Source organism: Pedobacter psychrodurus, assembly GCF_032678585.1.
GTDB lineage: Bacteria > Bacteroidota > Bacteroidia > Sphingobacteriales > Sphingobacteriaceae > Pedobacter > Pedobacter psychrodurus_A.
The window spans coordinates 54,299-65,397 of the sequence record NZ_JAVTSN010000042.1 but is presented as its reverse complement, the minus strand read 5'-3'; the positions used below and the strand labels follow the sequence as shown (position 1 = coordinate 65,397).

Genomic DNA, 11,099 nt, shown 5'->3' with positions numbered 1-11,099 from the left:
CTTGATGGTCAGTATTTTATAATGAATTCGGTGAGTCATTTCAATTTTTCGTTTTACTCACCGAATCACTCACCAGAACTATGCGAATTCATGCATGTTTTCTGTAGTGCCGGAAACGAAAAAAGCCTGCTATCATACGATCTGCAGGCTTTTGTTGGTTTTTGAAACCATTTTGGCGGAGAGTGGGGGATTCGAACCCGCGGACCCTTTAACAAGTCAACAGTTTTCAAGACTGCCGCAATCGACCACTCTGCCAACTCTCCGCTGCAAAAGTACGAACTCAAGTTAATTCTACAAACTCAGAATGTCTTTTTTTTATATAAACTTGATAATTCCTTAACACAGAGGAAGAAAAAATTATTTCTTCTGGATATTTTCCTCAATTGGCTCCGATTTTTTGAAAAGATTGAAGTTAGGGCGGATAATCTTCACACTTCTTTTGCTTACATCAACGCTGGCATTCAATTCAAAACCGATCAATAAAATCAACGAATTTAAATAAAGCCAGATCATGACTACGATTAAGGTGCCAATAGAGCCATAAACTTTGTTGTAAGAACCAAAATGGTTGATGTAGAAGGAGAACCCCCAGATGGTAAGAAATGCCAGGATAGTGGCCAGCCAGGAGCCGGCACTAAATAACCTCCATTTTTTTGAATGTGCAGGTCCATATCGATATAAAACCGATACGGTTAAAAAATATAAAATAGCCAACAGTGCCCAACGGGTAATCTGTACCGCAAAAACCACAGAACTGTTTTTAATATGGAGTTCATTTGTGATCTTATACAGCAAAACTTCGCCCAAAGCCATCGCACTGATGCAGATGATAATAGAAAAGCAGATTATCGTAGTTAAAACCAGGGCAATTAAACGTTGTTTTAACCAACTTCTGGTTTCGATAATCAATGAAGATTTATTGAAAGCCTTCATCAGGTTTTTAACACCGTTTGTGGCAAAAAATATGGCAGATAGAAAACCAAATGATAGCAATCCCTTATTCTGGTTTTTGATGATGTCTTTTAAAGTGGTTTCGAAGGCCTCATAAGCATTATGCGGCAATACCAGCTGTATCAAATTTAACAGCTGATCCTGGAAGCCATCAATCTTGATAAAGGGAATTAAGGTAAAAAGGAAGATAATCCCCGGGAAGATGGCCAGCATAAAACTATAAGCCAGCGAAGACGATTTATTGACCAGTGAATCTTTCCCGATTTCGCGAAAGAAAAATGTGGCTACTGTGTATAATGGAAGCGGGCTAAAACCAGGCAAAACACAACCTTTAGTCCATTCGATAAAGCGCGTATAGAGCTTAAGATGTAATAATTGCCGGTGTAACCATTCCATTTTTTGCTATTAATTAAAAAATACCGATAACTTTTGCATAAAGTTTTCGGGCGGGTTTGTAGGTTTGTTTTTTTTCATATCCACAAAAACAAGTGTAGTAGCCCCAATGTTTATCAATTCTTCCTTTTCGTTGTACAATTCGTATTCAAAGAAAATCCTGATGCCCGGCAAGGTTTTAACAATCGTTTTTACCGTAATCTCCTGGTCGTAAAGCGCAGGTTTAATGTATTTGCACTTCAGCTCTAAAACAGGCATCATAATCCCATCAGCCTCCATAGAACTGTAACTCATGCCGAGACTACGCAACATTTCCACACGGCCTACTTCGTAATACTGTGCATAATTACCGTAATACATATAGCCCATCTGATCGGTTTCGCCATAACGCACCCTGATTTTTGTACTGTGGCTATACATTATTTAAAGATGTTTCTTTTGTTTAAAGCCTCACGGTATTTTTTTGCATTGATTTCGTGCTGTGCCTTGTCTGCTGCAAAGTTATGATAGCCTGAAAAATCTTCTTTCGCACACATGTAAATGTAATTGTTCTGGTCGCGGTTCAATACAGCATCTATCGCGTTGATACTTGGCATCATGATAGGCCCTGGAGGCAAACCAGCATATTTATAGGTATTGTAAAGCGATTGTACCTGTAATAACCTTCCGGTTACCCTTTTCACTGTAAAATCGTTGTTGGCAAAAATTACGGTCGGATCGGCTTGCAACAATATGCCCTTGTTTAAGCGGTTTAAGTATAAACCTGCAATAATTGGCATTTCTTTGTCGTAAAGTGCTTCGGCATCAACAATAGATGCGAGGGTATATACCTGAGCAGGTGTAAGGTTTAAACTTGCTGCTTTTTGTTTACGCTCTGCTGTCCAGAATTTATCGTATTCCTTATGCATACGTTCAAAGAAATCGACCGGAGAAATATTCCAGTACATTTCGTAAGTGTTGGGGATAAACATGGCATAAACATTATCCTCATTAAAACCATATTTGCTGATTAATGCAGTCGAATCCAATACCTTAATGAAACTTAACGAGTCGGCTTCCAGGTTACTGGCCAGATAGGCAGCAAAATTTTCTTTCTTGCGGATGTTGTGGAATTTCAATTTAACAGGATCCTGGTTGCCCGCCTTAATTAAATTAATCAGACCGCGGTTCGTCATTCCTTTCGTCAGGCGGTAACGCCCTGGTTTTACCGTTGTGGCCAGGTTCATTTTTCCGGCAGCCGCTGTAAAAGTAGCAATGCTTTTTACCAGGTCTTTCTTTTTAATTTCGGCAATTAAATCATCGTAACTGCTTCCTGTTTTGATGTATAAATATTTTTGATTTTCGGTAACGTTAGGGGCAAAGTAAAGCCTGTAAATGTTTAGCGCAAAGTAACCGGCTATTAAAATAACGATAAGCGCAATAATTATTGCTGCTTTTTTGCCAGTACTCATGTTCTTTTTTTCTACTTCAGTCATCTGTATAATGTGCGTATTTTATTGTTGTTTGTTAGATAAGGTAATGTTGATCTTGGTGCCAATAGCCACTTTTGTTACCGAATCAACCAGCATAGGGTCTTGTTTGGTAATGATCGCTGCAGCACTGTCGGTAATCGGACCATCATAAATAATGGTACCTAAAGTTAGGTTCGAGCCCCTTAAGCTAAATTTAGCTTCATCCATGGTTAAACCCATTAATTGCGGGATATCTACTTCTTCATTTCCGCGTCCATCGCCTAATACCAAATTAATCCTTGAGCCTACCGGTACAATTTGCCCTGCGGTTATCGGCTGGCCACCAAAAGAGGCTTCCAAAACGACATCACGGCTTACATCAGGTTTATAAGTGGTATCGCCAAGTTTTAATCGCGAACTTTCTATAATGGCCTGTGCTTCGCGTAAGGTTTTAAACGCAACATCAGGGAATTTGGTATTCGGTGTTTTACCTGCGTTGATGGTAAGGTAAATGGTACGGTTATCTTTAACGAAAGTATTGGGATCCGGATCCTGATCAATTACAATCCCGGCAGGTTGATCCATAATGAAAACAGAATCTACCTCATATTTAAGTCCGGCATCTTCCAGTTTTTTTACGGCCTGTTCAAAAGATAAACCTTTTACCATGGGTACATTTAAGCCTTCACCATGTTTGGTATAATATCTTAAACTAAAAAAAGCGATCAGTAAAAGTGCAACAACGGTGATTATAGCAGCTAAAATGTTGTTCCTAAACGATTTGGTTTTTAAATAATCTATAAATTTAGACATGAATCTTAATTTGGGTTATGCGTACAAGCTCAAATGTAACTATTTTAATTATCGATTGAATGATAGAATCAAATTCACCCCATTCAATCATTCCTTCATTCAATCATCCCTTCATTCAATAATTCTCTCAATCAATCATTGAATATTTATTAAAGCACAAAGATATTTATATTTTTGGGGATATATTTACATTCAAATTCAATTTAATAAAGGATTTCTGACATGAAGAAAACGATTGCGTTGTTAACAGGCGGTACCACAGGCGAATGGGTTGTTTCGGTAAAAAGTGCAGCTACAATTGCACAAAATATCGATCCAAATTTATACGATGTATATAAAATTATGCTTAACGAAAAGGGATGGTTTTATGAACCCGCCGATTCGGTTAAAATTGATGTAGATAAAAATGATTTTTCATTAACCCTTGAAGGAAGAAAGATCAAGTTTGATGGGGTATTTATTGCCATTCATGGTTCGCCGGGCGAAGATGGCAAACTGCAGGGTTATTTCGATATGCTGGGGATTCCTTACACTACCTGTGATGCCTTAACCTCATCAATTACAATGAATAAAGGTTATACCAAAGCCATTGTGGAAGGTATTGATCACCTGTATACAGCGAAGTCTGTTCAGATATTTAAAGGTGGAAACTATAGTTTAAATAAAATCAAGCAGGATTTAAAATTGCCATATTTTGTTAAACCGAACAGTGGTGGAAGCAGCATTGGCATGAGTAAGGTGAAACATGCTGATGATCTCGATAGTGCAATTGAGAAAGCTTTTCAGGAAGATGATCAGATTTTGATTGAAGAATTTGTAAGTGGAAGAGAGTTTTCGATCGGAGTTTTTGGCGCTGAAGGAAAAATTACGGTTTTACCTACCACCGAAGTCATCCCGCAGAATGAATTCTTTGATTTCGAAGCCAAATATACCCCAGGATCTACTGAAGAGATTACCCCCGGACGGATGAACGACGAAGAGCTGGTGGGTGTGCAACAGGTGGTAACAGATGTATATAAAAAATTAAATTGCAGGGGTGTGGTACGTGTTGATTATTTTCTGGAGCATGAAACAGGTAAATTCTATTTTATCGAAATCAATACCATCCCCGGACAAACCGCAACTAGTTTTATTCCTCAGCAGGTAGCTGCAATGGGCATTACACTTAAGGAGTTTTATACCCGTTTGATGAAAGAAACGCTTGGGTAGGTTTTTAGTCCTTAGTCTGAAGTCTTGAGTCCAAAGTCGATTTACCCACAAAGTTAGGAGTAACTTAAAGATCATTTAAGGGTTAGAGATTTAAGACTAGGCAGTAGATACGTTATTTAAATGGCAGATCGTCTGCGTTTCATCAGGCCAACAATTAAATTAATGATGGGTAGCAATTGAACCAGTAGAAATCCCATCCCAAGGGCAGCAAGTTGGGTATTGAATCGTTTGAAATAAGCCAATGAACCTTCATTGGTTAACTCAATTACTGCAAGCGACTTTATATAACTATATTGGACATACAGATAGGCTAGAAGCAAAAGGATCGACAACAGAATGTGTAGCCAACTCAAAATATCCCAGGCCATATACCGGGCCAGTAATCTATAAAATAAGGCCAAAATGAATAAAAGTATCACCCAAAATCTGATAAACTGAATATTTGTCATCATATAATAGGTGTCGTGAAAATTGATATCCAGGCTTGATACGGGAATGAAAAATGAAACGACCAAAAGAAGTGTGGCTAGTAGTACCAGGAAGTTGTAGGTTTTGGAGATTATTTTCATTTTTAGTTTTTATGCATTACAGTAGTTTGTCAGTCGGAGCATAGCCAAAGCCCCCCGCTGATAGATGATTTTTTAAATATTTTACTGCCCTTTATAGTCGTTAAATTTTTATTAGGAAATGAATGTGCAGTAATCCTTCGGAAACTGTAGTCCCGTTATTCGCTATAGCTCCGATAAAAGATCGGAGGATGCCGCTTCTACCGGGTTTAAGGAACAAAGGCCTAAAAAAAAGCACAATCCCTTTCCTGCAAAGCTAAAATAACTATTTTTAGCATATCAAGCTTGTTTGCGATCAGTTTTATCGTCCTCGTTTGTCACAAAGTGATTCCTTTAACATAATTAGGATGATGGAGAAAAGCGATTTTATCGCCATTGAATTTAATCATTAGGCATTAGAAATGCAGATCTCACCACTCAACGTTGTAAAACATCTGTGTTAATCCGTGTATATCTGTGGTTTTTATCGTCCTCGTTTGTAACGAGGATGTAGGAGGAAGGCGATTTTATCGCCATTGAGTTTCATCATTAAGCATTACAAATGCGAATCTCACCAAGGCTGTCTCAAAAGTCATTTTTTGACAAAGAACACCAAATTAAATTCTAAAGCTGGTAAGCTTGGAATCAAAAGTGGCTATTTTCGATTTGAAAGTAGCCACTTTTACATGATATACTTGATTGAAAACAAGGTTCGCGAAATTTAATTCCGTTTTGTAATTACCATTTTTACTTTTGAGACAGCCTCCTATTATTTATACAGTCAACCAAAGCCTTTACCTTGGCTTCCGAAGTAAGTTCGTATCGGTATTCATCCTCGATACTGCCCATTTTGGTTTCGGTATTTCTAAACTTCATTTTACTGGCCACAAATTCTTTGGCCGAGGCGTGGAATTGTGTGGCACCAGTTTGATCTATTAGTGTTTTGATGTTGGTTTCATTAATTCCTGCACCTGGCATGATGGTGATGCGCCCATTTGCTTTTTTTATGAGTTGGGCTAGTTTTTCTGTACCCAAAATGGCTGAGGGAGCACCACCTGAGGTAAGCACCCTTTTGATGCGGAGTGCGATTAAATCTTCCAATGCCTGGTCCATATCGTTGCTCATATCAAAGGCCCGGTGGAAAGCAACCTCCATAGGTTTGGCCAGCTCAATCAGTTCGGCACATCTTTCTTGATCAATGGTGCCATCTGCTTTAAGTATTCCGGTAACTATGCCCTCACAATGTAATGATTTGCAGATTTTTATATCCTCCTTCATCAATTCAAATTCAATGTCGGAATATAAGAAATCACCACCACGCGGGCGGATAATCGGCCAGACTTCGATTGATAAATTTTTCTTGGCCAGCGCAATCTGGGCATAACTAGGGGTAGTGCCACCCTCTGCCAGGTTATCACAAAACTCAACTCTTTTTGCCCCGCCATTTTGAGCCGCCAAAGCCGATTCGTAAGAATTTGCACATACTTCTAAGCAGGCGATTGCCTCAACACCGTTCATATTTGTTAATTGTTTAATTCGAGCTAATGTTATTCTTGTGGCCCAGCCGGACCTAAAACCACCCAACCCTTTGGCGATTTATAGGTGTTGAGCAACTGTTCCGATTTCCCTCCATCAGGAAACCAGCATACCTCGGTGATCACCCAATGGGTTTTATCAATCTTTTTACGTTCTGGAAAAGCATTTTGAATAGTGGAGAAATCAGGAAAGCCATTTTCTTCTATACTATTCATAAAGGAGAGTTTAAGCACTTCAGCGGTTTCATTGATAATGTCCTGATCAATCTCCATGTTCATTACCGAAAGCAAAGATTTAGCTTCTTCGTGAAAATCCTTACAATCCATTGCAGCATCGATATCTTTATCGATATAAGCTTTTTCCAACGCAAGAATAGCACCTTCTGGTGTTTCGAGGTTCGCTTTAAAATGATCAATGCCCTCATCAATATACAAGCCTATACCGTTATCGAATTCTGCTTTATCCTTTTCCGGAATCCCATCTCTAATCGCTCTGATGGTGTAGCCCCCAATTAAACGGCCATTTTCGATGCTCATCCAATCAGATATCAAATCGCGGTTGATGCCAATTTTTTGGTCCAATTTTACAGACTGCATACTTACAGGTTCATTTCCAACAGTACCGAAAAGATTTCCTTCATCATCAAAATGTGGGTCTGTTAGCCAGATATGCTCACTGTTTTCTTTGTCGGTGATACGCACCTTAACCGAAAAATAAGCATGATGTGGCTGTGGATTTGAGAGGCTTTCTTCAAAATACCAAAGTGTTAGATTGGCTTTTTCTATCGCCCATTTCATGCGCTCATCTTCGTTTGGGATGTAAACCATATCGGGTTCACCCTTACGTTCTTCTACATTTTTTTTGCCGAAAATTTTGGATAATAATCCCATTTGCCGCTTATTCTTTTAGTTTATTTTTTGGGATGTTTACTTCAAGCTAATAATGACTTTTGCCTTTAATTAAAAGATCTTGTTTTTCTGCATTGCAAACGGCGTAACTAAAACCTTGTTGAATGGCATAGGCGCCGTATTCACCCCTTTTATTGATGGCTAAAAATCCAACCTGGATGTTTTTAGCGGTTTCGGGTTTCTTTTTGATGATTCGCATTACCGCTTCTTTGCAGGCGGCTTCGGGAGTGTAACCCTGGCGCATCAATTCTACTACCAAAAAAGAACCTACATTTCTCACAACTTCTTCGCCTACACCGGTTGAGGTTGCGCCGCCTATTTCGTTATCTACATAAAGGCCGGCCCCAATAATCGGACTATCGCCAATCCTGCCATGAAGTTTGTAGGCCATGCCACTGGTGGTGCAGGCACCAGAAATGTTGCCTTTGGCATCGATGGCGAGCATACCGATGGTATCGTGGTTATATTGGTTTCCAGGTAATTTTTGTGGAGCAGCTTTCTCGTACAGTTTATTTTCGATATTCATTACAGGCGCATATTTTGCTGTTTTTAACCATTCTTTCCATGCTTTTTCGCTGGCAGGGGTAAGCAGGTTTTCTTTTTTAAAACCTTGTTCTAAGGCAAATTGTAGCGCACCATCACCAGCCAACATCACATGTGGCGTTTTTTCCATCACTTTACGCGCTACAGAAATAGGATGTTTGATGTGCTCAAGCGCTAAAACGGCACCACAATTGCCCAACTCATCCATAATGCAGGCATCAAGGGTAACATGGCCATCCCGATCTGGTAAACCACCATAGCCCACAGATTGATTTTTTTCGTCAGCTTCTGGCACCCAAACCCCTTGTTCAACGGCATCTAAAGCACGTCCGCCTGACGACAAAACTTTCCAGGCATCGGCATTTGCTGCAATTCCAAAATCCCAGGTAGAAATTACAATAGGGAAATTGGCTGTTATCGTAGCTTTTTGAGGCACGATTTCGGCAATGCTACTTTTATCAATGGCCAACAATCCGGCAGATAGGGCAGATGCTTTTATAAATTTACGGCGGTTAAACATGGGATGGTTAATTGTTTTGTCGGTTAAGTGTTGAAATTTGTTAATTGTTGATGTGGGTTAACTGGTTAATTGTTTAAATCGGTTAATTGTTTAACTAATAGGTTAATCCAGTTTGAAAATTGGAGTTTGATTATTGGTTATAAGTTAATTGGTCGGTTGCTCTTGTTTGAACATTGGTTACTTACTTCTAAAGTTGATCATTGCAATTTGATTATTGGTCATTATATTTAAGCATGGCGCATTAATCAGTGATGGTAAACTTGTCTGCATCTTTAAGAAATGGAAATTGCCTTCTGATTTTTACCAGTTCCTCGTAATTGATACTAAAAGTATATAAATCTTCGTCTTCAGGTTTGTAATAAACGGTATTGCCATAAGGATCTAAACACATGGATAATCCACTGTGGTAAATCTGGTTTCCATCATGGCCCACACGGTTTACCGCAATTACATAACTCTGGTTTTCGATTGCTCTTGCCGGAATTAAGGCTTTCCAATGTGCCGAACGTTTATCAGGCCAGTTGGCCACCAAAAGCAGAATGTCGTATTCCTGATCTACATTACGCAACCACACCGGAAAACGGAGGTCGTAACAAATGGCCAATCTGATTTTCCAGCCCTTTAATTCGACGATAAGTTTTTCTTTGCCCGGACTGAAGTGTTCGTCTTCATCACCCATACCAAAAAGATGGCGTTTATCGTAGTGTTGGTGTTTGCCATCGGGCTCCATCCAGATTAAACGGTTAAAATATTGATTATTTTCTTTTATAATTAAGCTTCCTGTAACCACACAATTGTATTGGTGTGCCATTTTTTGCATCCACTGCATGGTTTTTCCACCCATTTCTTCTGCAAGCGTCTCAGAATTCATGCTAAAGCCCGTATTAAACATTTCGGGCAAAACAATAATATCCGTTTTCTCCCGAACACCCATTGATAATCGGAGGGCGAGATTTAAGAGGTTTTTTTCGATGTTTTCCCAAAAGAGATAGGCCTGAAAGACAGTTACTTTCAGGTTTTCTATTTGAGTGTAAACAGGTGCTTCCATTTTTATGATTTCGGATAATTAAACATTTTTTAATTTCTTTGCAGCTGATGCCAGCGTGGCATTTTCTTTTGCAAAACAGAGCCTGATAATTTTGTGGTCGGTAGCTTTCTGGTAAAATGCAGAAACTGGAATAGTAGCTACGCCAAATTCTTTAATGAGCCTCACACTAAAATCGGCATCTTTTTCATCGCTGATATCGCTATAACTTACACATTGAAAATATGATCCGTTGCAAGGCAGGAGCTTAAATCTGCTTTCGGCTAAAAGCCCTCTGAAATAATCCCTTTTCTGTTGAAAGAAACTGGCTAGCCCATTATAATTTTTTGGTTCTTTAATGTAATCGGCAATAGCTTGCTGCATGGGACTATTAACGCTGAAAACATTAAATTGGTGTACTTTCCTAAATTCTTTGGTCAGTTTCTCTGGTGCCAAACAATATCCCAGTTTCCAGCCTGTGGCATGTAGAAGCTTTCCAAAAGAGGCGACAATGAAGCTTCGTTGTCTTAATTCAGGGTAAAGCATCACACTTTGGTGCTTTTGTTCATCGTAAATTAAATGTTCGTAAACTTCGTCGCTCAAAATTAAAATATCAGTACCACTAACCAATTTAATGAGCGATTCCATATCATCACGCGATAAAATACTACCTGTAGGATTCTGCGGGGTATTTAAGATAATCATCCGCGTACGCGCTGTAAAGAGCTTCTTTACCATGTCCCAATCAATACCATACGTGGGTGGGGCAAGCTCATAGGTTTTAACCAAGCCACCCAAAAGTTTTACTGTTGGTGCATAACTATCGTAAGCGGGCTCAAAAATAATGACTTCGTCTCCTGCATTGATAATGGCCGCCAGAGCGGTAAAAATAGCCTGAGTTCCACCAGCAGTAACCGTAATTTCTGTTTCTGGATTGTATTTTATGTTATAGAGTTTTTCAACTTTATCGGCAATGGTTTCTTTTAAAAAAGAAGAACCAGGCATTGGCGCGTATTGGTTAAAACCATCTTTCATGGCTTTGGTTACCAATTCAAGTAATTTTGGGTCGCAGGCGTAATCGGGAAATCCCTGCGATAAATTAATAGCATTGTGTTCTGCCGCAAGTTTGCTCATCACCGAAAAAATGGTGGTGCCTACTCCTGGAAGTTTAGATTGTATATTCAGCATCGTATAAGCGAAAATAGG

General features: G+C 39.2%; 11 protein-coding genes and 1 tRNA gene. 1 reads left to right on the top strand and 11 read right to left on the bottom strand.

What is annotated here, in order from left to right; translation table 11 throughout:
• Nucleotides 1-173: 173 nt before the first annotated feature.
• The 5 genes from R2S57_RS23355 to R2S57_RS23335 form a co-directional block, all read right to left on the bottom strand.
• A tRNA-Ser gene (locus R2S57_RS23355) sits at nucleotides 174-263 on the bottom strand.
• A 94-nt stretch (nucleotides 264-357) separates the two neighbouring features.
• Nucleotides 358-1,347: a YihY/virulence factor BrkB family protein gene (locus R2S57_RS23350; protein WP_316847358.1), complete on the bottom strand. Its 990-nt coding sequence runs from the start codon at nucleotides 1,345-1,347 to the stop codon at nucleotides 358-360.
• A gap of 9 nt (nucleotides 1,348-1,356) precedes the next feature.
• Nucleotides 1,357-1,764 carry a thioesterase family protein gene (locus R2S57_RS23345; protein ID WP_316847357.1) on the bottom strand — a complete coding sequence of 136 codons (408 nt, stop codon included), beginning with the start codon at nucleotides 1,762-1,764 and terminating at the stop codon, nucleotides 1,357-1,359.
• Entirely contained in the window at nucleotides 1,764-2,819 is a 1,056-nt protein-coding gene (mltG, locus tag R2S57_RS23340; protein WP_316847356.1) for an endolytic transglycosylase MltG, read from the bottom strand. The genes R2S57_RS23345 and mltG overlap by 1 nt, the downstream gene beginning before the upstream one ends.
• Before the next feature lie 18 nt (nucleotides 2,820-2,837).
• Complete coding sequence (locus tag R2S57_RS23335; RefSeq protein WP_316847355.1) at nucleotides 2,838-3,608, bottom strand: PASTA domain-containing protein; 771 nt, start codon at nucleotides 3,606-3,608, stop codon at nucleotides 2,838-2,840.
• A 222-nt stretch (nucleotides 3,609-3,830) separates the two neighbouring features.
• Between R2S57_RS23335 and R2S57_RS23330 the strand changes: the two genes are divergently transcribed.
• On the top strand, nucleotides 3,831-4,817 hold the full coding sequence (locus R2S57_RS23330) for a D-alanine--D-alanine ligase (RefSeq protein ID WP_316847354.1): 987 nt from the start codon (nucleotides 3,831-3,833) through the stop codon (nucleotides 4,815-4,817).
• Nucleotides 4,818-4,933: 116 nt separating this feature from the next.
• Here the strand turns inward: R2S57_RS23330 and R2S57_RS23325 are convergent, their stop codons facing one another.
• The 6 genes from R2S57_RS23325 to R2S57_RS23300 form a co-directional block, all read right to left on the bottom strand.
• On the bottom strand, nucleotides 4,934-5,386 hold the full coding sequence (locus R2S57_RS23325) for a hypothetical protein (RefSeq protein WP_316847353.1): 453 nt from the start codon (nucleotides 5,384-5,386) through the stop codon (nucleotides 4,934-4,936).
• A gap of 723 nt (nucleotides 5,387-6,109) precedes the next feature.
• Complete coding sequence (locus tag R2S57_RS23320; RefSeq protein ID WP_316847352.1) at nucleotides 6,110-6,880, bottom strand: copper homeostasis protein CutC; 771 nt, start codon at nucleotides 6,878-6,880, stop codon at nucleotides 6,110-6,112.
• Nucleotides 6,881-6,909: 29 nt separating this feature from the next.
• Nucleotides 6,910-7,788, bottom strand: a complete 879-nt coding sequence (locus R2S57_RS23315) for a YegJ family protein (RefSeq protein ID WP_316847351.1) — start codon at nucleotides 7,786-7,788, stop codon at nucleotides 6,910-6,912.
• 46 nt (nucleotides 7,789-7,834) lie between these two features.
• Complete coding sequence (locus R2S57_RS23310) at nucleotides 7,835-8,869, bottom strand: N(4)-(beta-N-acetylglucosaminyl)-L-asparaginase (protein ID WP_316847350.1); 1,035 nt, start codon at nucleotides 8,867-8,869, stop codon at nucleotides 7,835-7,837.
• Between the two features lie 241 nt (nucleotides 8,870-9,110).
• Nucleotides 9,111-9,917, bottom strand: coding sequence for a nitrilase family protein (locus tag R2S57_RS23305; protein ID WP_316847349.1), 807 nt, complete (start codon nucleotides 9,915-9,917; stop codon nucleotides 9,111-9,113).
• Nucleotides 9,918-9,935: 18 nt separating this feature from the next.
• A complete protein-coding gene (locus tag R2S57_RS23300) occupies nucleotides 9,936-11,081 on the bottom strand; it encodes a methionine aminotransferase (RefSeq protein WP_316847348.1) in 1,146 nt (381 codons plus the stop codon).
• Nucleotides 11,082-11,099: the final 18 nt, after the last annotated feature.

Bases quoted from the DNA above. Each gene is read 5' to 3' on its own strand.
- R2S57_RS23305 (WP_316847349.1), bottom strand. From the start codon at position 9,917: ATGGAAGCACCTGTTTACACTCAAATAGAAAACCTGAAAGTAACTGTC.
- R2S57_RS23345 (WP_316847357.1), bottom strand. From the start codon at position 1,764: ATGTATAGCCACAGTACAAAAATCAGGGTGCGTTATGGCGAAACCGAT.
- R2S57_RS23320 (WP_316847352.1), bottom strand. From the start codon at position 6,880: ATGAACGGTGTTGAGGCAATCGCCTGCTTAGAAGTATGTGCAAATTCT.
- R2S57_RS23315 (WP_316847351.1), bottom strand. From the start codon at position 7,788: ATGGGATTATTATCCAAAATTTTCGGCAAAAAAAATGTAGAAGAACGT.
- R2S57_RS23350 (WP_316847358.1), bottom strand. From the start codon at position 1,347: ATGGAATGGTTACACCGGCAATTATTACATCTTAAGCTCTATACGCGC.
- R2S57_RS23300 (WP_316847348.1), bottom strand. From the start codon at position 11,081: ATGCTGAATATACAATCTAAACTTCCAGGAGTAGGCACCACCATTTTT.
- R2S57_RS23325 (WP_316847353.1), bottom strand. From the start codon at position 5,386: ATGAAAATAATCTCCAAAACCTACAACTTCCTGGTACTACTAGCCACA.
- R2S57_RS23330 (WP_316847354.1), top strand. From the start codon at position 3,831: ATGAAGAAAACGATTGCGTTGTTAACAGGCGGTACCACAGGCGAATGG.
- R2S57_RS23335 (WP_316847355.1), bottom strand. From the start codon at position 3,608: ATGTCTAAATTTATAGATTATTTAAAAACCAAATCGTTTAGGAACAAC.
- R2S57_RS23310 (WP_316847350.1), bottom strand. From the start codon at position 8,869: ATGTTTAACCGCCGTAAATTTATAAAAGCATCTGCCCTATCTGCCGGA.
- mltG (WP_316847356.1), bottom strand. From the start codon at position 2,819: ATGACTGAAGTAGAAAAAAAGAACATGAGTACTGGCAAAAAAGCAGCA.